Here is a 23,798-nt window from a genome sequence, read left to right as displayed (position 1 = left end):
TTGTCGGAACTCTTCCGTGCCACCATCCCCCCGCCCCGAGACGTTCGCGCCGTGCGGCCACCACATGCAACCCCGATCGGGTGCCCCTGGTTGCGCCGAGAACGCGAAAAGCCCTCGAACGGACCAGCAGGTATGCCCGGAAGTCGCAGCTCACGGACGCGTCAGGTGACGAAAACCCATCTCGCCCAGGATCTGCGCCAGCATCGAGTCGAACAGCGGCTCGGGATCGGACACCGCGAACGGGAAGCGGCCGAAGACCTCGAGGGCCACGTGACCGTAGATCCGCACCCACGACTGCGTGACGTGGTGGACCGCGCGCAGCGGCAGCGCGGCCTCGTCCACCGCGACGCCGCGGTCGTTCACGGCGGCCAGCAGCACCTGCTGGAACGCGGCCAGGTCGGCGCGCAGGTCCTCCGGGACGTCGTCGCCGAGGTCGTCCGGCAGCGGGTGGCTCGCGATCAGCCGGCCCGCGACCTCCAGGAACACCCGGCCGAACTGATCGCCGACCTCGCTGTGGCCCCCGTCCGGCGCGCACGGGCCGAGGGCGGCCTCGGTGGAGGCGAACACCAGCGTGAACTCCTGCGGGTGCGCGAGCGCCCAGCGCCGGAAGCCCCGGCACACCGCGTAGACCTGCGCGCTCACGTCGTCCTGGTCGATGCGGTCGAGGTGGGCGTCGAGTTCCGCGGCCAGGTCCGTGCAGATGTCCTCGGCGAGCCGGCGGAGCAGGTCTTCGCGCGAGTCGTAGTACCGGTACAGCCCCGGCGCGGTGATGCCGACCTCACGTGCGATAGCACGCAGAGTGACGGCGTCCCGGCCGTGTTCCACGAGTAGGGCGCGAGCCTGTCGTCGGATGTCACGCTCCGTCTCAGCGCGTAGCCGCTCACGACGAGTGGCCTCGGTCATAAGTCACCCAATCCGGTTGTAAGCGCTGTTCACCCGGGTATAACTTCGGGACAGGTGAGTGAACAGTGTTTACGTAGTTGACGCCATTCACCCAACGGTAACCCATCTGCCTGGGAGGACGCGTGTTCGCGAAGTGGGGATCGCTGGCGTACCGCCGCAGGTGGGTGGTGCTGATCGCGACAGTGGCCCTCGCGGTGGTGGGTGGCATCTGGGGGCTCGGCGTGTTCGACCGGCTCAGCCAAGGCGGCTACGAAGCGCCGACGAGCGAGGCCGCGCGGGCCAACCAGGTGGCGCAGGAGGCGTTCGGCCGACAGGGCGGCGACGTGCTGGTCGTTTACAACACCACCGAACCCGCCGAGCTCCAGCGGATCGCCGGCGAGCTGTCCGACCTACCCCGCGACGCCGTGCTGAAGGTGCAGCCGCCGTTCCCCTCGCCCGAGAGCGGCAAGTCGCTCGTCGTGATCACGCTCGCCTCGGGTGACTCGAACACGCAGCTCAAGCAGTACGAGCAGATCGCCGACCAGCTCCAGGTCGACGGACTGGACGCGCAGGTGGGCGGCCTGGTGCCGACCCAGAAGGCGATCAGCGACATGTCCGCCTCCGACCTCACCAAGGCCGAGGCCGTCTCGCTGCCGATCGTGCTCGTCCTGCTGATCGTCATCTTCGGCGGCCTGGTCGCCGCGTCGCTCCCGGTGCTGGTGGGCGGCCTCGCGATCATGGGCTCCCTCGGCGTGCTGCACGCCGTGTCGCTGGTCGCCGACGTGAACTCGTTCGCGGTCAACGTGGCCAGCCTGCTCGGCCTGGGCATGGCGATCGACTACGGCCTGTTCATGGTCGGCCGGTTCCGGGAGGAGCTGGCCGCCGGCCGCAGCACACCGGACGCCGTGCGCCGCACCGTCATGTCGGCGGGCCGCACCGTGCTGTTCTCCGCGACGCTGCTGGTGATCGCGCTCGCCGGGCTCCTGCTGTTCCCCCAGGGCTTCCTCAAGTCCCTGAGCTACGGCGGCATGTCCGCGGTGGCGATCGCGGCGGTCGTGTCGCTCACCCTGCTCCCCGCCCTGCTGGCCGTCCTCGGCCACCGCGTGGACAAGCTCGCCATGCCGTGGCGCAAGAACAAGACGGCGTCCGAGGGCGGCTGGCGCAGGCTGGCCGGCCGGGTGATGAAGCGGCCGGTGCTGGTCGCGCTGCCGATCGTGCTGGTGCTGCTCGCGCTCGGCTCGCCGTTCCTGGGCGTGAAGTTCGGCGAGGTCACCGAGAAGGTGCTGCCCGAGGGCAACCCGGCGCGCGTCGCCGCCGAGACGGTCAACAACGACTTCGCGGCGCTGTCCAACGCCGGCTTCAAGATCGTGATCACCGGTGACCCGTCGCCCGCCGACGTGCAGCGGTTCATCGGCGACGTCGGCGCGGTGCCCGGGGTGGGCGAGGCCCAGGTCGCGGCGGAGCCCGCCGACGGCGTGTGGCTGGTCAACGCGGGCCTGGACCAGGACGCGCTGAGCGACGAGTCCAAGCAGGCGCTGCGGGACGTGCGGGCGCTGGCCGGGCCCGGCGACGAGGTGCTCGTCGGCGGCAGCACGGCGATGGTGACCGACAGCCTCGACGCCATCGGCGAGAAGCTGCCGCTGATGGTCCTGCTGCTGGTGGGCGCGACGTTCGTGCTGATGTTCCTGGCGTTCGGGTCCGTGCTGCTGCCGATCAAGGCCGTGGTGATGAGCGCGCTGAGCCTGTCCGCCACGTTCGGCGTGCTGGTGTGGGTGTTCCAGGACGGGCACGGCGCGTCGCTGCTCGGCGTCACGCCCGCGCCGCTGGAGTCCGGGATCGTGGTGCTGATGGCTGCCGTGGTCTTCGGGTTGTCCACGGACTACGAGGTGTTCCTGCTGTCCCGGATGGTCGAGGCGCGCGGTCGCGGCGCGAGCACCGAGGAGGCGGTGACCGCCGGTCTGGCCAAGACCGGCCGGGTGATCACCGCGGCGGCGCTGCTGCTGATCGTGGTGACGGGCGCGTTCGCGTTCTCCCAGATCACCATGATGCGGTTCGTCGGCGTCGGCATGATCCTGGCGCTCGCGCTGGACGCCACCGTGGTGCGGATGCTGCTCGTGCCCGCCGTGATGAAGATGCTCGGCGACGCCGCGTGGTGGGCGCCGGGGCCGCTGCGGCGGATCCAGGAGCGGATGGCGATCCACGAGGACGCGCCGGCGGAGGACGAGAAGCCGCCGCGGCCCGTCCAGGCCGTGTCCCCTTAGGACCCGTCGACCGGTTCGAACACGATGGCCGTGGCCGTGTTGCCGCGGCCGTCGTCGTCCAACCCGCTGAGCTGGAACGTGTTCAGCACCCGGTTGTCCGCGCTGTCCAGCACGGTCGCGGTGTTGCCGCTGGACACGACCACGCGGCGGTCGCCGGGCGCGATGGCCAGCGCCTTCGCCTTGAGCCGCAACGCCTTCGCGGTGCGCGTCGTGGTGTCGACCACGACCACGCGGCGGTCCAGCGCCACGTAGACGCGGCGGCCGTCCGGCGTGACCGCGATGCTGCCCGCGCCCTTGCCGACCGGAACCGACCAGCGCACCTCGTCGGTGCCCGGGTCGATCATGGAGACCGTGCCGGCGCCCTCGCCGAGGTCGAGCGAGCTGACGTAGACCGCGTCACCCCTCGGGCCGACCGCGACGTGCTGCGGCATGCCCTCGACGTCGATCGTGGTCAGCGGGCTCGCGCTCGCGGTGTCGAGCACGCTCACCGTGCCGTCCTGCGCGTTGGCCACGTACAGCCGGCGGCCGTCCGGCGTGATCGCGATGCCCTCCGGCTGGCCGCCCGCCTTGATCGCCGCGACGAGCCGGAACTTCACCGGGTCCACCACCGCGACCGCGCCGCCGCCGGTGACGTACAGGCGCCGGCCGTCCGGGCGCAGCACCGCCTGCGCCAGCCGCGCGGGGATGTCGATGCGGCCGACGACCTCGCCCGCCGCCGGGTCGACCGCCGTGATCACGCCCGCCCAGCCGTTGACCACGTACACCCGCCGGCCACCCGACCCGACCGCCGCGCCCGTCGTCCACGCGCCGGTGTCGACCGTCGCCACGGTCCGGCCGTCGGTGGTGTCGAGCACCTGCACCCGGCCGTCGTGCGTGATCACGTACGCCTCGGCCGCGGGCGTGCCCGCGGCGGTGACGACGTAGGACCCCTCCTGGCCGGCGGCGGAGAGCGCGGCGGCGAGGAGGACGGCTGCGGTGCCCAGGGCTGCGGTGCCTCGTCGTCCCCACATGGCTGGATGGGAACACCGCCGCGCGGTCGGGTTCCACTCCGGTCCTCCGGACGGGTGCCTTTGTGTGCCGGACCGGGTGACGGGTGCCTGGCTGCCGCCCGCGGCGGCGGGACGGGCGGCAACGGCGGTGGCGCGCCCGGCGCCGGTCGCTCGGGGGGCGAAACGACCGACGCCGGACCCCTGCCGGTGCCGGAGCACCGGTGGTCGTACCCCGACGACGTAGACCTCTACACCAGGTTGACGCAGTCCGGGCGGTTTTGGATCCCGAGAGCTACGAATCAGCCGAAATTCTCCGAGTTGCCACCAGCTTGGCGTAACGCGTGCCCGCCGTCAGGAGGACGAGGCCCGCGCCGATGAACGCGAGCACCCGCGCGATGCCGTCCAACGCGGCCATGTCGAACAGCACCAGCTTCGCCACCGCCGCGCCGACCAGCACCAATCCGGCCACCCGCAGGGACTTCCGGTCGATGCCGCGCACCAGCAGCACCAGCGCGGCGACCGTCCACGACACCGTCACGATCGAGTGACCGAAGAGGAATCCGGTCACGTCCTGCGACACCAGCAGCGCGCCGCACAGCACGACACCGGCCGCCGCGTACAGCAGCACGACACCCGCGACGACCCACGGGAACGGGTGCCCGCCCACGACATCCAGGCCCGACGCGACCCACGACAGCACGATTACGAGCACACCGAGGACCAGCGCGGTCAGCATGCCGGACACCAGGAAGCCCGGGGTGTCCGCGCGCCACGGCTCGTCGAGCAGCAGCCGCGGCGGCACGGCGTGCGCGACCGTGAGCAGGAAGCCGGTGGCGCCGAACACGAGCGACCCGAGCAGCGGACCGCGTGAGGAGAGGACCTTGGCCAGGAACGCCAGCGCCAGCGCCTCGGCCAGCACCGCGGCGGCCCGCGTGCCGCCGTCCAGGGCGATCGCCGTGGTCTGGAACAACGCGAACACGCCGACCGCGCCGACCGCCGCGGTGAAGTTCTTCGGCAACGAGCGCCGACCGGCCGCCCACAGCGCGAGCATCAGCACCGCGACCGCGCCGGCGACACCCGCGCCGAGGGTGCGGTCGAGGACGGCGGTGGTGAGCAGCGCCGGCATCGGCGAGCCGACGGCGAGGGCGAGCGCGGTGACGTCGCCGGGCCGGACCTTGACCGTGAGCACGGCGGCGGCCACGCCGATCACGGCGGCCAGCAACGAGATCCCGGCCAGGGTGGGCTCGTCCGCGCGGCCGATCACGAGGACCGACGCGAGCAGCGGCGGCACGCCCGCGGTGACCGCGAGCCACGGCCAGTCGCGCTTGAGGTGCACCGGACTGGCCGCGATCTTCAGGACCAGCAGGAACGCCACGAGCAGCGGCGTGAACCCCTCGGTGAGGACGGGGGCGCACAGGGCGCAGGCGGCGACCACGCCGATGGCGAGGGCGGCCGAGTCCCAGCGCAGCGCGAGCAGCAGCCCGCCGCCCGCGACGAGCAGGCCCGCGGCCAGTCCGCCGCCTTCGGGCAGGTAGGAGTAGATCGAGGTGGCGGCGATGACGTCCAGGTAGAGCACGGCGATGCCGGTGGCGGCGAGGGCGAACGCGCCGGTGCGGCCGGCCGGGGTGCGGTGCAGCCACAGGCCGAGGCCGACCAGCGCCCCGCCGAGCGCGGCGCCGCCGAGGACGCGGGGCAGCGGGCCGAGGTAGCCGCGTTGCACGGCCAGGACCAGGAGGAGGACGACACCGAGCAACGTGACCGCGCCGCCGACCCAGGCGAGGAGCTTGCTGCCCGCGCCGTCCTTGCCGAGCCGGTCGAACAGGGTGGGCCCGGGTGGCGGCGGAGGGGCGGGCGACCAGTGCGGTGCGGGTCGGCCCCAGCCCGGACCGCCCTGCGCCGGGTTCTGCGCCGGGTTCTGCGGTGGCGCGTAGGCGGGGTGCGGCGCGGGGTAGGCCGCCGGGCCGTTCGGGTAGGCCGGCCGGGGCGCTGCCTGCTGGGCCGGCGCGACCGGCTGGGCCGGGGCCGGCGCGCTCTGGGCAGCCGCGGCGGCGGGCTGGGTGACAGCGGGCTGGGCAGCGGCGGGTTGGGCAGCGGCGGGTTGGGCAGCGGGCTGGGGAGCCTCGGTCTGCCGCACGGCCTGATCGCCCGCGGGCGCGGGTGTGCCGACCGAGGGAGGTCCGGTGATCTGTTCGACCGCTGCCCCGGTGGCGGGCGGCGCGGACGGCGTCGCCACCGCCTGGGCGCTGCCGACCCGGTGCAGCTCCAGGCCCACCGCCTCCAAGCGGCGGCCCAGGTGCCCCAGTTCGTCCGCGAGCCTCACCAGCGGGTCCTGCCCGATACCGGTCATGTGACCAGGGTCGCCCGAAATCGGTGTATCCGGAATCCGTACCACTACTCAACCCGGTACCGAACCGGTCACACCGGGACCTGGCACAGTCTCACCGTGACTGTTCTCGTGCTCGGTTCGGCCAACGCGGACCTCGTCGTCTCGGTGCCACGCCGACCCGCCGGCGGTGAGACGGTGCTCGGCGGCGACACCGTCGTCCTGCCCGGCGGCAAGGGCGCGAACACCGCCGTGGCGGCCGCCCGGCTGGGCGCGCCGGTGGCGTTCGTCGGCGCGGTGGGCGGGGACCAGTACGGGGAGCTGCTGCTGGAGTCGCTGTCGTCCTCGGGGGTGCGGACCGGTTTCGTGCGCAGGTCGTCGCGCCCCACGGGCTTGGCCTACATCACCGTGACGCCGGACGGCGAGAACTCGATCGTCGTCGCCCCCGGCGCGAACTCCGACCTGGGCGTGTCCGATGTGGACGCGCTGAGCTGGGACGACGTGTCGGTGCTGGTGTGCTCGCTGGAGGTCCCGGTGCCGACGGTGGCGCACGCGGTGCGGGTGGCGGCGTCGCACGGCGTCCGGCCGGTGCTGAACCTGTCGCCGGTGGTCGAGGTGCCGGCGCGGACGCTGGCCCTGCTGGACCCGCTGATCGTCAACGAGCACGAGGCCGCGTCGCTGGCGGCGTCGTTCGACGGGCTGCTGGCGCTGGGCCCCAAGTCCGCCGTGGTCACGTTGGGCGCACGCGGCGCGGCCGTCGTCACGCCGTCCGGCGTGGTCGAGGTGGGCGCGCCCGAAGTGTCCGTCGTGGACACCACCGGGGCCGGCGACGCGTTCGCGGGCGCGCTGGCGTCCGCCCTGTCGACCGGCTCGTCGCTGCCGGAAGCCGCCGGCTTCGCCGCCCGCGTGGCCGCCCTGTCGGTGACCTCACCCGGCGCCCAACCGTCCTACCCGACCCTGGACGAGGTGCGGAGAACCGGGTGAAACCCGGCGGCGGCCGCCGGGGTGGCGCGGTGGGGCCTGGTGGCGTTGGCTTGTCCTTCACGTCCCGTCGACCTGAGGGTATGGTCTAGACCATGTCGAGTGTGCGGCTGAGCGGTGTCGGCGTGAGTTCCGGGCGGGCTTCGGGGCCGGTGGTCCGGGTGGCCGAGCCCCTGGGTGAACCGCCCGCCGGGCCCGCGCCGGCGGACCCGGCGGCCGAGGCGGCGCGGATCAGGCCGGCGGCGGACGCCGTCGCGGCCCGCTTGCGGGAACGCGCCGCCGCGGCGAGCGGTGACGCCAAGGACGTGCTGGAGACGACGGCGGCGATGGCGGCCGACCCGGCGCTGCTGTCCCAGGCGGAGAAGTCGGTGGTCTCCGACGCCCTGCCCGCCGCGCGGGCCGTGCACCAGGCCGCCGGCGGGTTCATCTCGGCGCTCGAAGCGGCGGGCGGGTACATGGCCGAACGGGCCCGCGACGTCCGCGACGTCCGCGACCGGCTGGTCGCCGAGCTGCTCGGCGTGGCCGCCCCCGGCGTGCCGTCGCTGTCCTCGCCGTCCGTGCTGGTGGCCCGCGACCTGGCCCCCGCCGACACCGCCGACCTCGACCCGGCCAAGGTGCTGGCGCTGGTCACCGAGGAGGGCGGACCCACCTCGCACACCGCGATCCTGGCCCGGTCGCTCGGCATCCCGGCCGTGGTCGCGTGCCGCGGCGTGCTCGACCTCGACGCGCCGGCCCTGCTCGTGGACGGCGACACCGGCGTGGTGCAGGCGTCCGACGGCGCGGTCCGCGCGGCCCACGTGGCCGGGCGGGCGGAGTGGAACGGGGTCGGCGCGCTGCGCGACGGGTACCGGGTGAAGGTGCTCGGCAACGTCGGCTCGCCGGCGGACGCGGTCGCGGCGGCGGCGGCCGGCGCGGAGGGCGTCGGCCTGTTCCGGACCGAGTTCTGCTTCCTGTCCGCCTCCACCGAGCCCTCCGTGGCCGAGCAGCGCGAGGCGTACGCGGCGGTGCTCGCGCCGTTCGCGGGCAAGCCCGTGGTGGTCCGCACGCTGGACGCGGGCGCGGACAAGCCGCTGCCGTTCCTGGCGCCCGACCCGGAGCCGAACCCGGCGCTGGGCGTGCGCGGCCTGCGGGTCGCCTTCGACCGCCCCGACGTGCTGGAACGCCAACTGGAGGCGATCGCCCTCGCCGCCGCCGACACGGGCGCCGAGGTGTCGGTGATGGCGCCGATGGTCGCCACCGCCGCCGAGGCCGCGTGGTTCGCCGAACGGGCGCGCGCGGCCGGCCTCCGGCGCGTCGGCGTGATGATCGAGATCCCGGCGGCGGCCCTGAGCGCCCACGAGGTGCTGGCCGCGGTCGACTTCGCCTCCATCGGCACCAACGACCTGGCCCAGTACGTGTTCGCGGCGGACCGGCAGGTCGGCGCGGTGGCCGCGCTCAACGACCCGTGGCAGCCCGCCCTGCTCCGGTTGGTCAAGCTGGTCGGCGACGCGGGCACGGCCGCGGGCAAGCCGGTGGGCGTCTGCGGCGAGGCCGCCGCCGACCCGCTGCTGGCGTGCGTGCTGACCGGGCTGGGCGTGACGAGCCTGTCGATGAACCACACGGCGCTGGCGGGTGTCGGCGCGAAGCTCGCCTCGACCAGCTTCGACCTGTGCCAGCTGGCGGCGCGCGGCGCGGTGGCCGCGGCGGATCCGGCGTCAGCGAAGCTCGCCGCCCGCGCCCCGCACTAGGAAGCGCGCCCACGCCGCCGCGCCGAACCGCAGCACGGGGCCTTCGGCGTTCTTGGAGTCGCGCACACCGGTCATCTCGACGGTGCGCGCGACCTCGACGCAATCGCCCCCGTTGGGCCCGCTGTGGCTGCTCTTGCGCCAGTTCATCGCACTTCCTCCGCTCGCCGGGCGATCAGGGCGGCGCTGTCCTCCGGTGCGAGCGCACGGGCGACCAGCTCGGCGAAGTCGGCGCCGAAGACCGCCAACTCCTCGGGCTTCTCCAGGAACCAACCCCCGAGCTGGTTCTCCAGGTACACCGCACCGGGATCGTCATCCTGGGGGAAGCCCAACCACTTGAACGACCCGAGATGGCCCCGGTGGTCCGCAGCGCCGAAGGACATCACCTGAATGGTGATGTTAGGCATCGCGGCGAGCGTCCCCAAGTGGTCGAGCTGCTCGCGCATCAGCCTGGCGTCCCCGATGCGGCGGTGGAGCACCGCCTCGTCCAGGATCGCGTGCACGCGGACCGGGTCGTCGCGCCGAAGCGCCTCCTGGCGGCGGAGCCGGATTCCGGCCGCGTCGTCGTCGGCCAACATCGCCGTGGCGTAGGCCGTGGTCTGGAACAGGCCGGTGACGTAGCCCGCGTCCCAGCAGTGGATCTCGCTCGCCCCCGCTTCGAGCCCCACGTAGAGGGAGAACCAGCTCGGGATCGAGCGGTCGCCGTCCCACCAGCCCTTCTCCCGCGAGAGGTCGCACACCTTCAGGTACCAGTCGACCCGCTCGGCCGGGACGCCGAGGAACGGCAGCATGACTTCGAGGTCCGGCCCGTTGACCGGCGTGCGCATGCTCTCCAAGTGCGTGATCTTGGTCGGGTTGCAGCGGAGGCGTCGTGCGACGTCGGCTTGTTTCAGTCCCGCGGCTTCTCTCAGTCGGCGGATCTCCTGGGCGAGCCAGCGCCGTCCCACGGTGGGGCTCAGCACGAGCGGATCGGTGTCCGTCACGGCCCTCCTTCTGTCGCGGGCAGTCTCTCAGCCGAACTGGGCCACCTGATCGGGTAATAGACATCACAAGGTTAATTTGTAAGCCTTACAGCATGGCGAACCTGTACGTGTTGAGCGAAGTGCGCAACACAGGCCGGACCTGGCAGTGGTGCGAGGCGGTGGCGACCGAGGCGGTGGAGCCCGGCGCGACGGTCGAGGAGTCCGTCGCCGGGCTGAGGCCGTGGGCGTCGAGACTGCTCCGCGGTGGCGAGCACCGGGACGGTTTCTACCACGCATTCCTGGTCGAGGCGGACGAGGACGGCGAGTTCGACACTTACCACTCGACCCACGTCGAGGATCTCGTCTGGTTCTACAACTCGGAGTACGTCATGGCGGGCTGACCCACGGCGGCCAGCAGGGCGTCCCGCACCAGCCCGATCAACGGGTGGTCCTCGCTGCCCCGGCGCACCGCCGCGACCACCCGCCGCAGCGGGGCCGTGCCGCGCACGGGCACCCCGCGCACCGCGTTGCGCGGCACCAGGGCCACCCCCGCGCCCGCCCGCACCAACGCGTCGACGGCCCGGAAGTCGTCGGACGTGTGCGTGATCCGCGGCGCGAAACCGGCCTGCTCGCAGGCCAGCTGCACGACGTCGCGCACCGGGTTGCCGGGCAGCGTCACGACCCAGTCGTCGTCCGCGAGGTCGGCCAGGTCGAGCTCCGCCCGACCGGCCAGCGGGTGCGCCGGCGGCAGCACCACGTCGAACGGCTCGGTGTAGAGCGGGAACCGGGTCAGCCGCCGGTCGTCGGTGCGCAGCCGGTACTCCTCGGTGATCGCCAGGTCGATCTCGCCGTCGAGCAGCAGCGGCACGCTGGCGTGCCCCTCCACGTCGCGCACCCGCAGCGTCACGTCCGGCGCGGACACCCGCAGCGCGGCCAGCGCGGGCGCGACGACCTGCGTGATCGCCGAGGCGAAGCTGCCGACCTCGACCCGCCCGGTCGCGCCGGAGGTGAACGCCGCCAGCGTGGCCTGCGCCCGCTCCAGCTCGGCGGCCACCGCGTTCGCGTGCCGGACCAGCAGCTCCCCGGCGGCGGTCAGCGACACCCGCCGGCCGCGCCGCCGCAGCAGCTCGTGCCCCACCTCGGACTCCAGCGCGGCCAGCTGCTGCGACACCGCGGACGGCGTGAGGTGCAGGGCCCGCGCCGCCGCCGTCACGGTGCCGTGGTCGGCGAGCGCGCGCAGCACCCGCAGCCGTCGTGGGTCGATCACCCGGTCCCGCCCGTCACGAGGTGCGGACCGGGTGCGGGTGCGGTACCAAGTGGCATGCGCTCCAACCGCACGCCGAGCCTGGTCGTCGCGGGACTCGGCCTGCTCGTCCTGGTCGTGTTCGGCTTCATCGTGCCCAGTGTCCGGGCAGGCGGGTTCGAGGTGAACGGCACCGTCGTGCTGCTGTCGCTCGTCGTGCCCGCGATCCTGCTCGTGTTCCTGGGCATCTGGGGCAAGCGCTAGCTCACATCCGGCTCCGCGCCGCCACGAAGGCGTCCACCGCCCGGTTCACGTCGTCGGTCGAGTGCGCCGCCGACATCTGGGTGCGGATGCGCGCCTTGCCGTGCGGCACGACCGGGTAGGAGAAGCCGATCACGTAGATGCCCTGCTCCAGCAGCAGGTCGGCCATCCGGGACGCCTCGGCCGCGTCGCCGATCATCACCGGGATGATCGGGTGCTCGCCGGGCAGCAGGTCGAAGCCCGCCTCGGTCATCCGCGACCGGAACAGCGCGGTGTTCTCGCGCAGCCTGGTCAGCAGCTCGCCGGAGGAGCTGAGCAGGTCCAGCGCGGCGATGGCGGCGGCGGTGATCGACGGCGCCAGCGAGTTGGAGAACAGGTACGGCCGCGACCGCTGCCGCAGCATCTCCACGATCTCCGACCGCCCGGAGGTGTAGCCGCCGGACGCGCCGCCCAACGCCTTGCCGAGGGTGCCGGTGACGATGTCCACCCGGTCCTGCACGCCGAACAGCTCGGGCGTGCCGCGGCCCCGGGGCCCGGTGAAGCCGACCGCGTGCGAGTCGTCGACCATCACCAGCGCGTCGTACCGCTCGGCCAGGTCGCAGATGTCGTCCAGCGGCGCGAGGTAGCCGTCCATGGAGAACACGCCGTCGGTGGCGATCAGCCGGTAGCGGGCGTCGGCGGAGTCCTTGAGCTGACGCTCCAGGTCGTCCATGTCCCGGTTCTTGTACCGGTACCGCCGCGCCTTCGACAGCCGCACGCCGTCGATGATCGACGCGTGGTTCAGCTCGTCGGAGATGATCGCGTCGTCCGCGCCGAGCAGGGTCTCGAACAGGCCGCCGTTGGCGTCGAAGCACGAGCTGTAGAGGATCGTGTCCTCGGTGCCGAGGAACTCCGAGAGCCGGCGCTCCAGCTCCTTGTGCGGTTCCTGGGTGCCGCAGATGAACCGCACCGACGCCATGCCGAAGCCCCACCGGTCCAGCGCCTCGTGCGCGGCCTCGACCAGCCTCGGGTGGTCGGCCAGGCCCAGGTAGTTGTTGGCGCAGAAGTTCAGCACCTCGGCGCCGGAGCCGACGCGGACGGCGGCGTTCTGCGGCGTGCCGATCACCCGTTCCGCCTTGTAGAGCCCGGCCGCGCGGATCTCGTCCAGCCCGGTCCGCAGGTCCTCGCGCATCGCGCCGTACATCAGTGAGCTCCCGTCCAGTCGAGGATGACCTTGCCGCACTTGCCCTCGCGCGCCGTCGCGAACGCCTCGTCGAACGCCGTGTAGTCGAACCGGTGCGTGATCACCGGCGTCAGGTCGAGGCCGCGTTGCAGCAGCACGGACATCGAGTACCAGGTCTCGAACATCTCCCGGCCGTAGATGCCCTTGATGTGCAGCATCTTCAGCACGACGCTGCTCCAGTCGACCGCGAACTCCTCGGCGGGCAGGCCCAGGATGGCGACCCGGCCGCCGTGGGCCATGTTGCCGATCATCTCCTGCAGCGCGACCGGCTTGCCGGACATCTCCATGCCGACGTCGAAGCCCTCGGACATGCCCAGCTCGGCCTGCGCGTCGGCGATCGTGCGCCCGGTGACGTTCAGGGCGAGGTCGACGCCGACCGCGCGGGCCAGGTCCAGCCGGTGCTCGCTGACGTCGGTGATGACGACGTTGCGCGCGCCCGCGTGCTTGGCCACGGCCGCCGCCATGATCCCGATCGGGCCGGCGCCGGTGATCAGCACGTCCTCGCCGATGACCGGGAACGACAGCGCGGTGTGCACGGCGTTGCCGAAGGGGTCGAAGATCGCCGCCACGTCCAGGTCGACGGGCGCGCGGTGCACCCAGGCGTTCTGCTCGGGCAGCACCACGTACTGCGCGAACGCGCCGTCGCTGTGCACGCCGAGGCCGCGGGTGTTGGCGCACAGGTGCCGGCGGCCCGCCTTGCAGTTGCGGCACGTGCCGCAGACCAGGTGGCCCTCGCCGCTGACCAGGTCGCCGACCGCCACCCCGGTCACCGAGGGGCCGGTCTCCACCACCTCGCCGACGAACTCGTGCCCGAGCACGAGCGGCGCGTGGATGTTGTGCGCGGCCCACTCGTCCCACGAGTCGATGTGCAGGTCCGTGCCGCAGATGCCGGTGCGCAGGACCCGGACCACCACGTCACCCGCGCCGGGAGTGGGGTCGGGGACGTCGGTCAGCGACAACCCCGGCCCGGCGGTCGCCTTGACCAGTGCCTTCATGCGGGCGAGTGTGCTCCCGCCGCCTTGTGCAGTCCATCAGGACTTTCTGAATTCACTCGTAAGTTCAGCTTCACAGGCGATGTTGCGGGCCATGCCGCCGAACACCACCCCGTGGAACGGCCACACCAGCCACCAGTAGACGTGCCCGGCCAGCCCGCGCGGCACGAACACCGCCCGTTGCCGGTAGGTCGACCCGCCGCCCTCCGCCGCCGCGACCCGCAGCTCCAACCAGGCCAGACCCGGCACCCGCATCTCCGCGCGCAACCGCAGCAGCCGCCCCCGGTCTAGCTCCTCCACCCGCCAGAAGTCCAGCGCCTCGCCGACGTGCAGCCGCCGGGGGTCGCGCCGCCCGCGCCGCAGCCCGACCCCGCCGACCAGCCGGTCCAGCCAGCCGCGCACCGCCCAGGCCAGCGGGAACGAGTACCAGCCGTGCTCGCCGCCGATGCCCTCCACGACCTGCCACAGCCGTTCCGGCGAGGCGGCGGTCCGGCGTTCCCGCACGTCGACGTAGGACGAGCCGCCGGACCAGTCGGGGTCCGTGGGCAGCGGGTCGGCGGGCGCGCCCGGCACTGACGCGCCCGACCAGCGCGTCTCCACGTCCGCGTCGCGGATCCTGGTCAGCGCGAGCGCCACCGCCTGGTCGTAGCCGGTGTTCTCCCCCGGCAGGCAGGTCTCGACGTCGTGCTCCCGGCACACCACCTCGTGCACCAGGGACTCGATCAACGGCGCGGCGATCGAGCGCGGCACGGGCGTGACCAGGTTGACCCAGTGCGCGGACAGGCGCGGGGTGAGCACCGGCACCGGCAGCACGCGCCGCCGGCGCAGCCCGGCCACCTCCGCGTACCGCAGCATCATGTCCAGGTAGGTCAGCACGTCCGGGCCGCCGATGTCGAACGTCCGGTTCACCTCGGCCGGCAGCCTCACCGCGTCGACCAGGTAACGCAGCACGTCCCGCACCGCGATCGGCTGGACCCGGTTGCGCACCCAGCGCGGCGTGACCATGACCGGCAGCCGCTCGGCGAGGTAGCGCAGCATCTCGAAGCTCGCCGACCCGGACCCGATGACCACCGCCGCCTGCAGCACCACCGCGGGCACCGGGCCGCGCAGGAACACGTCCCCGACCTCCTTGCGCGAGGCGAGGTGGGGTGACAGCGCCACCCCCGGCGGGTGCAGTCCGCCCAGGTAGACGATCCGCCCCACGCCCGCGTCCGCGGCGGCGCGCGCGGTGTTCTCCGCGGCACGGCGGTCGGCGTCGACGAAGTCCGGGTCGCTCAAGGAGTGCACGAGGTAGTGCACGACGTCGACGTCGACCATCGCCGCGTCCAGCGACGCCCGGTCGAGCACGTCGCCGCGCACGACCTCCACCTGCCCGGCCCACGGCACGTCCCGCAGCTTGCGCGGGTCGCGGACCAGGCACCTGACCCGGTGGCCCGCCGCGAGCAACCGGGGCACGAGCCGTCCGCCGAGGTAGCCGGTCGCGCCGGTGACGAGGCAGTGCACGTCACGATCCTCGCCGCCCGGCGGCCGGCGCGCACGACGGGCGTCACGCGTGCCGGAACCAGCGCGCCTTCTTCTTGATCTCCACGTTGCCCGCGCGCACGAGGCCGTGCACGACGAAGTGCGGCCGGCCGTTCGCGCCGGTGCCCACCTTGTCCTTGAGGTTGCTCGCGGCCAGCTCGACGCCCTCGGCGTTGACCGTCGCGCCCTCCGGCAGCACCAGCTTCACCGAACCGGCGGTCACGTCCAGCTCGATGTCCACCACCGCGTGCGGGATGGACGCCTCGCGGAAGTCCAGGTCCGTCGACCCCATCCGGCTGCGCACGACGAGCCGGCGGGGCACCGTCCAGCTGCCCTTGCGGTTGACCGCGGACATGGTGGCCTTGAGCTCCTGCTGGTCCTGCGGCACGGCGAGCAGCTGCTCGTTGTTCACCATGCCCGGCAGGTCCAGCAGCACCGCGTTCAGGTCGCCGCGGGTGCGGGCGGCCAGCGCGGTGTCGGTGCGCTCGGTGAACTCGTCCAGCGTGATCAGGCCGCGGCCGATCGCCTTCTGCAGCAGGCCGACGACGTGCTCGCGCTCGGCGTCGGACACCCGGAAGTCCTTGGGGTCGGTCATGGCTCAGCCCTCCGGCTCGACGTCGAGCCCGTGCTCGATGGCGTACCGCGCCAGCTCGACGCGGTTGTGCAGTTGCAGCTTGCGCAGGGTGGACTGCACGTGGTTCTCCACCGTGCGGTGCGAGATGACCAGCCGGTTCGCGATCTGCCGCGCGGTCAGCCCCTTCGCCACCAGTCGCAGCACCTCGGTCTCGCGCTCGGTGAGCTGCGGCTTGTCGTCGTCCGGCGTGGCGGCCATCCGCCGGTACTCGCCGAGCACCAGCCCCGCCAGCCCCGCGGTGAACACCGCGTCGCCGGCCGCGGTCCGGTTCACCGCCTCCACCAGCTCCTCGGCCGAGGCCGACTTCACCAGGTAGCCGGACGCGCCGGCCTTCACCGCCTCCAGCACGTCGCTGTGCTCGCCGCTCGCGGACAGCACCAGCACCCGGGTGCCCTCCAGCGACCCGGTGATCAGCGTGGTCGCCTCCACCCCGGTCGTCTCGCCGAGGTTGAGGTCCATCAGCACCACGTCGGGCCGCACGGCGCGCGCGATCCGCACCGCCGACGCGGCGTCACCCGCGGTCGCCACCACCTCGAACCCGCGCTCGGCCAGGTCGCGCGCGACGCCGTCGCGCCACAGCGGGTGGTCGTCCACCACCATCACGGACACGCTCATCGGTAGACCCGCACCTCCCATTCGGCGCCCTCCCCCGGCCCCGTCTGCAGCTCAAGGGTCCCACGCAGCGCCTCCACCCGGCCCCGGATGGACTGGGCGACACCCATCCGGCCCTCCGCCTCGGCGGAGGCGAGCCTGCCGTCGGGGATGCCGGGGCCGTCGTCGCGCACGCTGATCACGACCTCGTCGCCGAGGTCCTCCAGCAGCACCCACGCCCGCGCGTCCGGCCCCGCGTGCTTGTCCACGTTGGACAGGGCCTCCCGCACCACGGCGGTCAGCTCGAACGCCGTGCCGGCCGGCAGCATCACCTGCGTGGCCGGGGTGGACACCTGGAACCGGGACGTGGCGAGCAGCTGCAACGCCGGCCTCAGGTCCGCGTCACCGTCCACAGTGGACTCCGTGGGCGCGGCGGCCACCAGGGACCGCAGCGCGACCTCCTGCTCACCGGCCAGCTCCGCCAGTTCCGCCGCCTCGCCGCCGAGCTCCGTGCCGCGCTTGCGCACGCGCGCCAGCACCTGCAGCACACCGTCGTGGATGGACCGAGCCAGCCGCTCGCGCTCCGCGGTGGCCGCCTCGGTCCGCAACGCCTGCGCCAGCCGCACCGCCGAGCGGCGCGCCGTGGTCGACGCCATGCCGACCAAGAACCCGGCGCCCGCCAGCAGGACGACGTCCCGCACCAGGTCGACGGTGAGCCCGCCGCGGTTGAGGTAGGTGCTCAGCCCGACCGCGAACCCGGACACCGCGCCCGCGACCTGCCCGCCGAGCGCGCCCGCCGCCACCGGCGGCCCGGCCGCCCAGATCGTGGTGATCAGCGGGACGTCGAACAGGAACTGGGCATCCGTCATGATCAGCGGGGACAGGGACATCAGCCCGCACGTGACCGCGACGTCCGCCGCCACGATCCACGGCCGCCGCCCGTGCTGCCGGCTGTAGGCCTGGATGGTGAACGCCGACCAGAGGGCCATCGCCGCGATGGTCGCCCACGCGAGCCACGGTCGCTCGTACTCGTCGCGCTGGACGATCGCGTTGCCCAAGGCGAACAGGAACGTCACTACGCGTAGCGCTACCGTTCCCCGCCAGAGGTGCGCGACCGGGTCGTCCATGGCCGCCGTCCCCTGGTCGGATGGCTTTGTGTGCACGGTGTGCTCCCTTCACCCCCAATCTTGCCGTGTCGGAGTGGCGCAGCTAACCCCCAGGTGGCCGTCTGTTCCGATAACGACACCTGTGGAAGGCTGACGGGAGTCACCGAGCGTGATCTCCCGGAGTCTGATTACCTCCGGGGGTGAAGATCACGTCCGTGGGCTGCTGCGGCGAGGGAGGGCCGAGCGTGCGCCACTGGCCACTGTGGACGCTGAAGCGCTCCGCGCTGGCCTACTGGCTGCTCGTGGATCTGCTCGGGCTGGCCGTCGTGGTCTACGCGATCGTGACGTCGCCGCAGCCGTCGCCCGGCGAGATCGGCCGGTTCGCGGCCATCGCGGGCACCGCGGGCGCGGTGATCATCGGCAGCTCCATCTACTCCCACCGGGTGGGCGAGGCCGCGCGCAACCCGTGGGCCGCCCACCTCTGCTACCTCACCGCCGGCCTGGTCGCCCTGCCGTGCAACCTGCTCGTCCTGCTGCTCTTCGGCCCCGCGCTGCACGGCGTGCTGACCCAGCGCCCCGAGTCGCACCGCTGGGTGTTCACCCTGTCCGCGACCGCGCTGGCCGTGTTCGCCACCCGCTTCGCCATCGGCTGGGCCGAGCCGCGCACCGACCTGGTCGTCATGGTGCTCGGCGCGACCGTGCTGCTGGTGGCGCGCGCCGGCGTGATCGCGCTCGGCCTGAAGCTGCGCAGCCCGCGCGCCAAGGGCGAGGAGGTCATCGGCGAGCCGATCGACGTGGTGCTCGGCGTCGTCGCGGTGAGCATCGGCGGCCTGATGGGCTTCGTCGCCGCGACCACCCCGGTGCACGCGCTGATGGCCGGACCCCCGCTGGCCCTGCTGGAACGGGCGGCGCAGCTGCCGCACTGGCGGCGTTCCGCCCAGCGCGACGCGAAGACCGGCCTGGCCAACGCCGTGCACTGGGACAGCCGGGCCAGGTACGAGCTGTCCAAGGCGCGGGCGCGCGACCGGCCGATGGCCGTGATGCTGCTCGACCTCGACCACTTCAAGCGGGTCAACGACGAGGTCGGCCACCTGGCGGGCGACTCGGCGCTCAGCGCGGTCGCCCTGCTGCTCACCGGCACCGTCCGCAGCGGCGACCTGGTCGGCCGCTTCGGCGGCGAGGAGTTCGTCGTGCTCCTGCCGGACGCGGAGCCCGCCATCGCCCGGTCCGTGGCCCAGCGCGTGCGGCACGCCGTCGCCGACCTCGCCGTGCCCACCGTCGGCACGGACGGCCGGGAGCACCTGCTCACCGGGCTGACCGTGAGCATCGGCGTGGCGACCACCCAGCGGTTCGGCTACGAGCTGCCCGACCTGCTGGTGGCCGCCGACGCCGCGCTGCTCGCGGCCAAGGGCTACGGCCGCAACCTGGTCGAGATGGCCTGACCCGCGGCGCCTACCGCCGCCCGCTGTGCCCGGCGTCCGGGTGCCCGCGGTCGGTGTCGTCCGACAAGGCGTCCTGGATCCGGTCGACGACCCCGTCGTCGGCGACCCGCTCCCCGCCGGTGTCGATCGGCCCGCTCTCCTGCGGCTCCAGCACGTCGACCTGGCGCGGCTCCACGTCCCGGTCCGACTCCGACAGCAACGACCTGATCCCCGAGTTCAGCACCGCCAGCAGCGGCACCGACAGCAGCGCGCCCGCGATGCCGCCCACGACGAGACCGGTGGTGATCGCCAGCACCACGGCCAGCGGGTGCAGCTTCACCGCGCGCCCCAGCAGCAGCGGCTGCAGCACGTGGCTCTCCAGCTGCATCACGCCGATGAGCACGGCCAGGATGATCAGCGCCTCGATCGGCCCGTTGGCCACCAGCGCCACCAGCACCGCCACCGCGCCGGTGATCACCGCGCCCACGATCGGGATGAACGCGCCGAGGAACACCAGCGCCGACAGCGGCACCACCAGCGGCACGTCCACGATCCACAACCCGATGCCGACGCCGACCGCGTCCACGACCGCCACCAGCGCGGTCGCCCGCACGTACGACACGAGCGAGGCGAACCCGCGCCGCCCCGCCACGTCGGCCCGGCCGCGCACGTCGCGCGGCACGATCCGGACCAGGAACCGCCAGATGCCGTCGCCGTCGTGCAGGAAGAAGATCAGCGTGAACAGGGCGAGGATCAACCCGGTCAGCAGCTCGCCCACGGTGGCCGCCGTGGTCAGCGCCCCGGAGGTGATCTCGGTCTGGTTCTCCTTGACCGTCTCCACCACCCGGTCCAGGTACTGCTGGAGCTGGACGTCGCTCAGGTGCAGCGGACCGTCCTTGAGCCAGCCGCGGATCGTGTCGAGGCTCGCGCTGACCTGCTCCTGCAACTGCGGCAGGCCCTTGGAGAACTCGGTGATCACGAACGTGAGCACGCCGCCGACCACCGCGATGCCGCCGACGAGCACCACGCCCGTGGCCAGGCCGCGCGGGATGCCCGCCCGGTTCAGCTGCGACACCGCGGGCGACAGCAGCGCGGCCAGCAGCAGCGCCACCCCGGTCGGGATGACGATCGTGGCCATGAACCCGACCACGTGGAACACCACGTAGAGCGCCGCGACCACGGCCACGAACCGCCAACTCAGGGCGGCCGAGACGCGCAACAGCCGCGGCACCCTCTCGCTGATCTCATCACTGCCCGTCACGCCGATCACGGTAGCCCGCCCCACCACCCCGGGTGCGCCGGTCGAGCACCCCGCCCGCATGTCGAACCCCACGTTTCGGATTGCGGCAAACCCTGGCGGAACCGGCACGGCGGGTGATCGGATCGCGGGCGTGACCGCCGAGCAGACCGTCGAGGGCGCCGTCCGCGCCGCGTTCGCCGCCGGCCGCCCCCTGCGGTTCGACCCCAGGACGCCCAAGCGCAACCGCACGGTCCGCGGCGAGCTGCTGTCCGGGCTGCTCACCGACAGCGGCCCGCGGACCGCCGCGCTGAGGCTGGTCGGCGCGAACGTCGTCGGCTCGTTCGCCCTGGAGGGAGCGCGGGTCGACCACGTGGTCGACTTCCTGGACTGCTCCTTCGAACGCCCGCCGGACCTGCGCATGGCCCGCCTGGTCGGCCTGCGGATGCGCGGCTGCGAGGTGCCCGGCCTGTGGGGCCGCAACCTGCGCGTCGGCAGCGACCTGGTGCTGGAGGCCGGTTTCACCAGCGACGGCGTGGTCGACCTGACCGACGCCTCGGTCGACGGCACGTTCCGGCTGGCGGGCGCCGTGCTGCGCGACGGCGGCGGCGACCACGCCCTGCTCGCCGCGCGCATCCGGCTGTCCGGCTCGTTGCAGGCCATCGCGCTGCGCGCGGGCGGCGAGGTGCGGCTGCGCGGCGCGGACGTCGGCGGCAACGTGCACCTCGGCGGCGCGCGCCTGCTCAACGCCGGCCGGAACGCCCTGGACGCCACCGGCGTCACCATCGCGGGCACCCTGTTCTGCGACGCCGAGGGCGGCCGGTTCACCGCCGAGGGCCGCATCCTGCTCGACGGCGCGCGGATCGGCGGCAGCGCCGTGTTCTCCGGCGCCCGGCTGCACGCCAGCGTGGTCGACCGCCCGGTCCTGGTGATACCGCGCGGCACCGCCGACGAGGCCGCCGCGCTGGTCGCCGACCGGATGCGGGTGGAGGGCAACGTCGAGCTGGACGACGGCTTCACCTCCTCCGGCACGGTCCGCCTGCCCAACGCCGACATCGGCGGCTACCTGCGGCTCTCCGGCGCGGTGATCGGCCGCCGCGACGCGGTCGAGGACCCGGCGGAGCACGCCGGCGAGGCCGTCCAGCGCATCCCGGTCGCCCTGCACGCGGACGGCATCCAGGTGCGCGGCGACCTCGAAGCGCGCGGCGCGGTCAACGGCGGCATCCACGGCGACGGCGAACGGACCGCCGCGCTGAAGGCCTACGGCCAGGTGCGCCTGGTCGACGCGCACGTGCGGGGCAGCGCGTCCCTGTCCGGCGTCGAGCTGCACGGGCCCGGCATCGACGTGCTGTTCGCCGACCGGCTGCGCGTCGGCGGCACGCTGTTCCTCCGCGACCTGCGCGCCCACGGCTCGCTGCGCCTGCAGAACGCCGAGATCGGCTCCACCCTCGACTGCTCCGGCGCGTCCCTGCTCTCGCCGCGCCGCCGCCCCGACGGCACGGTGAAGCCGTCGCTGGACGCCCGCGTGGCCACCATCGGCAAGGACTTCCTGTGCAGCCACGGCTTCACCGCCGCGGGCGGCGTGCGGATCCGGCTCGCCGAGGTCGGCAAGATGGCCACCTTCGCGGGCGCGCGCCTGGGCGGTCCGGGCAGCGACATCGCGCTGAACGCCTACGGGCTCACGGTGAGCCAGCTCGTGCTGCGGCTCTCGGAGGACCGCACCCCGGTGGGCCGGGTCGTGCTGACCCGGGTCGGCGCGGCGACCGTGCTGGACGGGCCGGGGCTGTGGGCCGCCACCGGCGGCGTCGACGTGGAGGACTTCACGTTCCGCTCGATCTCGTCCACGCCGCACGTGGACGTGCGCACCCGGCTGCGCTGGCTGCGCGAGGTGCAGCCGGACTTCGCGCCCGGCCCCTACGAGCAGCTGGCCGCGGTGTACCGCGACGGCGGCGAGGAGGAGCTGGCGCAGCTCGTGCAGCTGGAGAAGCAGCGGCGGCGCTACTCCGAGCTCGGCGTCGCAGGCCGGGTCTGGGGCTTCCTGCAGCGCTGGACGGTCGGCTACGGCTACCGGCCGTGGCTCGCCATCGCCTGGCTGACCGCGTTCTGGCTGGCCGGCACGGGCTGGTTCCTGGGCCACGAGGTGCCGAAGCTCAACGAGGACGAGTCGCCGTCCTGGAACGCCTGGCTGCTGTCGATGGACCTGCTGATCCCGATCGTGGACCTCGGCCAGGACGGCAAGTGGAAGTTCAGCGGCGCCTCGCAGTGGATTTCCAGCACCCTGATCGCGGTCGGCTGGATCCTCGCGTCGACGGCCGCCGCCGGCGCGGCGCGGGTGCTCAAGCGGGTCTGATCACGTACCGTCACTCCCGGAAGCACAGAGTGTTCGTCACACGATCCGGCGAACCAGGTGTGGATGGAGTGCGCGCGGGCACCGGCTGCTGGCAGTCTCTCGTCGTCGGCTTGATCACCCGGATCACGTCGCCGGCGAATCCCAGGGCTTTTCGGCGGAGGTTTCAGCGATGTCGTGCGGTGACCAGCAAGTGGGAACGGGGGCGAGCCGCGTTCGGCGGCTGCTCTCCCGCGCCCTGCTGGTCGTCGGCGGCACGCTGGCCGGCACCGCCGCGGCCTGGGCGCTGTCCGCGACCGCGGCGTCGGCGCAGATCCCCGTCGTCGAGCCGATCGCCGAGATCGCGCACGACTCGCTGCCGCCCCGTGCGGCGGAAGGCTCGGTCGAGGCCGCGTTGGCCCCGGTCGGCCGAGCCGTGCACGACCTCGACACCGCGCTGAGCAGCCCACGGGTGCCCGAGCCGAGCCCGCCCGACCTGCGCCGCGTCGCGGATGACCTCCGCGGCGCCGTCGGAGGCGTGCGCGACTGGCTGGGGCACCGCGCGTCCGAGCAGGCGCCCGTCGACGTGGTCGTCGCCGGCGCCGTGACGCGGCAGGTCACCGAGACCACCCCGGCCGCCGCCGCCGTGCCGGTGTCCGCCGGCACCCCGGTGGTGCACGGGGTGTTCGGCAAGCTCAGCCGGTCGTGGCTGGACGCGCCGCGGCAGCCGGTCGCCGCGCTGTCCGACGCGGACGTGCCCTCCCTGCCGGGAGACCCGTCCGGGTTGCCGTCGATGCCGTTCGCGCCGCTCGGCGCGCCGGCCCACTGCTCCTGCGGTGGCGACGGCTCCGGCTCCTCCGGCGGCGGCAACGGCTCCTTCACGGCCGTCTCCGCCGGCCGCATCGACCCCGCGGTGGCCCGGGCTCTGTTCCCCGCCACCGAGCGGAACACCGTGACGCAGGGCAAGCAGCCCGGCGTCACTCCCGACTGACCCCAGCGCGCGGTCCGCGGCAGCTCATCGACGAGCTGACCCGGTGCTCGACCGTCGCGCCGCTTCGCGTGCGCTCCCACACCGGTCGAGCTGCCGCGCCCCTCGAAAAAAGACCAGGGTGGTCGTCCTCT

Annotated in this window: 21 protein-coding genes; 8 read left to right on the top strand and 13 right to left on the bottom strand. The window is 73.4% G+C overall.

Annotation, left to right across the window (positions count from 1 at the left end; genetic code table 11):
• Positions 1 to 150: 150 nt before the first annotated feature.
• On the bottom strand, positions 151 to 903 hold the full coding sequence (locus IOD16_RS36590; RefSeq protein WP_201438015.1) for a TetR/AcrR family transcriptional regulator: 753 nt from the start codon (positions 901 to 903) through the stop codon (positions 151 to 153).
• A 122-nt stretch (positions 904 to 1,025) separates the two neighbouring features.
• Between IOD16_RS36590 and IOD16_RS36585 the strand changes: the two genes are divergently transcribed.
• Complete coding sequence (locus tag IOD16_RS36585) at positions 1,026 to 3,143, top strand: MMPL family transporter (RefSeq protein WP_201438014.1); 2,118 nt, start codon at positions 1,026 to 1,028, stop codon at positions 3,141 to 3,143.
• Here the strand turns inward: IOD16_RS36585 and IOD16_RS36580 are convergent.
• Both IOD16_RS36580 and IOD16_RS36575 read right to left on the bottom strand, forming a co-directional pair.
• Complete coding sequence (locus tag IOD16_RS36580; protein ID WP_201438013.1) at positions 3,140 to 4,153, bottom strand: YncE family protein; 1,014 nt, start codon at positions 4,151 to 4,153, stop codon at positions 3,140 to 3,142. The two genes, IOD16_RS36585 and IOD16_RS36580, sit on opposite strands and share 4 nt — an antisense overlap.
• Positions 4,154 to 4,424: 271 nt before the next feature.
• Positions 4,425 to 6,479, bottom strand: coding sequence for a DUF2339 domain-containing protein (locus IOD16_RS36575; protein WP_201438012.1), 2,055 nt, complete (start codon positions 6,477 to 6,479; stop codon positions 4,425 to 4,427).
• Between the two features lie 96 nt (positions 6,480 to 6,575).
• Here IOD16_RS36575 and IOD16_RS36570 point away from each other — a divergent pair, with 96 nt between their 5' ends.
• Entirely contained in the window at positions 6,576 to 7,439 is an 864-nt protein-coding gene (locus IOD16_RS36570) for a ribokinase (protein WP_236594591.1), read from the top strand.
• A gap of 92 nt (positions 7,440 to 7,531) precedes the next feature.
• Complete coding sequence (ptsP, locus tag IOD16_RS36565; RefSeq protein WP_201438011.1) at positions 7,532 to 9,163, top strand: phosphoenolpyruvate--protein phosphotransferase; 1,632 nt, start codon at positions 7,532 to 7,534, stop codon at positions 9,161 to 9,163.
• Here ptsP and IOD16_RS36560 read toward each other — a convergent pair.
• Together IOD16_RS36560 and IOD16_RS36555 are read right to left on the bottom strand one after the other, a co-directional pair.
• Entirely contained in the window at positions 9,131 to 9,310 is a 180-nt protein-coding gene (locus tag IOD16_RS36560) for a DUF397 domain-containing protein (protein ID WP_201438010.1), read from the bottom strand. The genes ptsP and IOD16_RS36560 overlap by 33 nt on opposite strands.
• A complete protein-coding gene (locus IOD16_RS36555; protein WP_201438009.1) occupies positions 9,307 to 10,143 on the bottom strand; it encodes a helix-turn-helix domain-containing protein in 837 nt (278 codons plus the stop codon). Before IOD16_RS36555 ends, IOD16_RS36560 begins: the two co-directional genes overlap by 4 nt.
• A 92-nt stretch (positions 10,144 to 10,235) precedes the next feature.
• On the opposite strand from IOD16_RS36555, the gene IOD16_RS36550 reads away from it, so the two are divergent.
• The gene (locus tag IOD16_RS36550; protein WP_201438008.1) at positions 10,236 to 10,523 is read left to right on the top strand and encodes a hypothetical protein; all 288 of its coding nucleotides are present in this window, start codon (positions 10,236 to 10,238) and stop codon (positions 10,521 to 10,523) included.
• Here the strand turns inward: IOD16_RS36550 and IOD16_RS36545 are convergent.
• Positions 10,493 to 11,389: a LysR family transcriptional regulator gene (locus tag IOD16_RS36545; protein WP_201438007.1), complete on the bottom strand. Its 897-nt coding sequence runs from the start codon at positions 11,387 to 11,389 to the stop codon at positions 10,493 to 10,495. The genes IOD16_RS36550 and IOD16_RS36545 overlap by 31 nt on opposite strands.
• Before the next feature lie 54 nt (positions 11,390 to 11,443).
• On the opposite strand from IOD16_RS36545, the gene IOD16_RS36540 reads away from it, so the two are divergent.
• A complete protein-coding gene (locus IOD16_RS36540) occupies positions 11,444 to 11,629 on the top strand; it encodes a hypothetical protein (protein WP_123744853.1) in 186 nt (61 codons plus the stop codon).
• A gap of 1 nt (position 11,630) precedes the next feature.
• Here the strand turns inward: IOD16_RS36540 and IOD16_RS36535 are convergent, their stop codons facing one another.
• Genes IOD16_RS36535 through macS form a run of 6 tightly spaced genes read right to left on the bottom strand, consistent with a single transcriptional unit; the run spans position 11,631 to position 17,713 of the window.
• Positions 11,631 to 12,809, bottom strand: a complete 1,179-nt coding sequence (locus IOD16_RS36535; protein ID WP_201438006.1) for a glycine C-acetyltransferase — start codon at positions 12,807 to 12,809, stop codon at positions 11,631 to 11,633.
• The gene (gene tdh, locus IOD16_RS36530) at positions 12,809 to 13,843 is read right to left on the bottom strand and encodes an L-threonine 3-dehydrogenase (protein ID WP_201438005.1); all 1,035 of its coding nucleotides are present in this window, start codon (positions 13,841 to 13,843) and stop codon (positions 12,809 to 12,811) included. Before tdh ends, IOD16_RS36535 begins: the two co-directional genes overlap by 1 nt.
• Before the next feature lie 36 nt (positions 13,844 to 13,879).
• A complete protein-coding gene (locus tag IOD16_RS36525; RefSeq protein ID WP_201438004.1) occupies positions 13,880 to 15,343 on the bottom strand; it encodes an SDR family oxidoreductase in 1,464 nt (487 codons plus the stop codon).
• 43 nt (positions 15,344 to 15,386) lie between these two features.
• Positions 15,387 to 15,956, bottom strand: coding sequence for a DUF1707 SHOCT-like domain-containing protein (locus IOD16_RS36520; RefSeq protein ID WP_123744857.1), 570 nt, complete (start codon positions 15,954 to 15,956; stop codon positions 15,387 to 15,389).
• 3 nt (positions 15,957 to 15,959) lie between these two features.
• Positions 15,960 to 16,610, bottom strand: coding sequence for a response regulator (locus IOD16_RS36515; RefSeq protein WP_123744858.1), 651 nt, complete (start codon positions 16,608 to 16,610; stop codon positions 15,960 to 15,962).
• On the bottom strand, positions 16,607 to 17,713 hold the full coding sequence (gene macS / locus IOD16_RS36510) for a MacS family sensor histidine kinase (RefSeq protein WP_201441720.1): 1,107 nt from the start codon (positions 17,711 to 17,713) through the stop codon (positions 16,607 to 16,609). Before macS ends, IOD16_RS36515 begins: the two co-directional genes overlap by 4 nt.
• Before the next feature lie 224 nt (positions 17,714 to 17,937).
• Between macS and IOD16_RS36505 the strand changes: the two genes are divergently transcribed.
• Positions 17,938 to 19,134 (top strand): GGDEF domain-containing protein, encoded by a 1,197-nt coding sequence (locus IOD16_RS36505; protein ID WP_201438003.1) that lies wholly within the window; start codon positions 17,938 to 17,940, stop codon positions 19,132 to 19,134.
• Positions 19,135 to 19,144: 10 nt separating this feature from the next.
• Here the strand turns inward: IOD16_RS36505 and IOD16_RS36500 are convergent, their stop codons facing one another.
• The gene (locus IOD16_RS36500; RefSeq protein WP_236594590.1) at positions 19,145 to 20,374 is read right to left on the bottom strand and encodes an AI-2E family transporter; all 1,230 of its coding nucleotides are present in this window, start codon (positions 20,372 to 20,374) and stop codon (positions 19,145 to 19,147) included.
• A 130-nt stretch (positions 20,375 to 20,504) separates the two neighbouring features.
• Between IOD16_RS36500 and IOD16_RS36495 the strand changes: the two genes are divergently transcribed.
• Together IOD16_RS36495 and IOD16_RS36490 are read left to right on the top strand one after the other, a co-directional pair.
• The gene (locus tag IOD16_RS36495; RefSeq protein ID WP_201438002.1) at positions 20,505 to 22,700 is read left to right on the top strand and encodes a hypothetical protein; all 2,196 of its coding nucleotides are present in this window, start codon (positions 20,505 to 20,507) and stop codon (positions 22,698 to 22,700) included.
• Positions 22,701 to 22,890: 190 nt separating this feature from the next.
• Positions 22,891 to 23,667, top strand: coding sequence for a hypothetical protein (locus IOD16_RS36490; RefSeq protein ID WP_201438001.1), 777 nt, complete (start codon positions 22,891 to 22,893; stop codon positions 23,665 to 23,667).
• Positions 23,668 to 23,798 lie beyond the last annotated feature (131 nt).

Source organism: Saccharothrix sp. 6-C, assembly GCF_016695385.1.
Taxonomy (GTDB): Bacteria; Actinomycetota; Actinomycetes; order Mycobacteriales; family Pseudonocardiaceae; genus Actinosynnema; species Actinosynnema texasense.
This window is presented reverse-complemented; position numbering and strand designations above follow the sequence as displayed.

Excerpts from the sequence above, each read along its gene's own strand:
- IOD16_RS36590 (WP_201438015.1), bottom strand. The coding sequence starts at position 903 with ATGACCGAGGCCACTCGTCGTGAGCGGCTACGCGCTGAGACGGAGCGT.
- IOD16_RS36580 (WP_201438013.1), bottom strand. The coding sequence starts at position 4,153 with ATGTGGGGACGACGAGGCACCGCAGCCCTGGGCACCGCAGCCGTCCTC.
- IOD16_RS36575 (WP_201438012.1), bottom strand. The coding sequence starts at position 6,479 with ATGACCGGTATCGGGCAGGACCCGCTGGTGAGGCTCGCGGACGAACTG.
- ptsP (WP_201438011.1), top strand. The coding sequence starts at position 7,532 with ATGTCGAGTGTGCGGCTGAGCGGTGTCGGCGTGAGTTCCGGGCGGGCT.
- IOD16_RS36560 (WP_201438010.1), bottom strand. The coding sequence starts at position 9,310 with ATGAACTGGCGCAAGAGCAGCCACAGCGGGCCCAACGGGGGCGATTGC.
- IOD16_RS36550 (WP_201438008.1), top strand. The coding sequence starts at position 10,236 with ATGGCGAACCTGTACGTGTTGAGCGAAGTGCGCAACACAGGCCGGACC.
- IOD16_RS36540 (WP_123744853.1), top strand. The coding sequence starts at position 11,444 with ATGCGCTCCAACCGCACGCCGAGCCTGGTCGTCGCGGGACTCGGCCTG.
- IOD16_RS36535 (WP_201438006.1), bottom strand. The coding sequence starts at position 12,809 with ATGTACGGCGCGATGCGCGAGGACCTGCGGACCGGGCTGGACGAGATC.
- tdh (WP_201438005.1), bottom strand. The coding sequence starts at position 13,843 with ATGAAGGCACTGGTCAAGGCGACCGCCGGGCCGGGGTTGTCGCTGACC.
- IOD16_RS36520 (WP_123744857.1), bottom strand. The coding sequence starts at position 15,956 with ATGACCGACCCCAAGGACTTCCGGGTGTCCGACGCCGAGCGCGAGCAC.
- IOD16_RS36515 (WP_123744858.1), bottom strand. The coding sequence starts at position 16,610 with ATGAGCGTGTCCGTGATGGTGGTGGACGACCACCCGCTGTGGCGCGAC.
- macS (WP_201441720.1), bottom strand. The coding sequence starts at position 17,713 with ATGGACGACCCGGTCGCGCACCTCTGGCGGGGAACGGTAGCGCTACGC.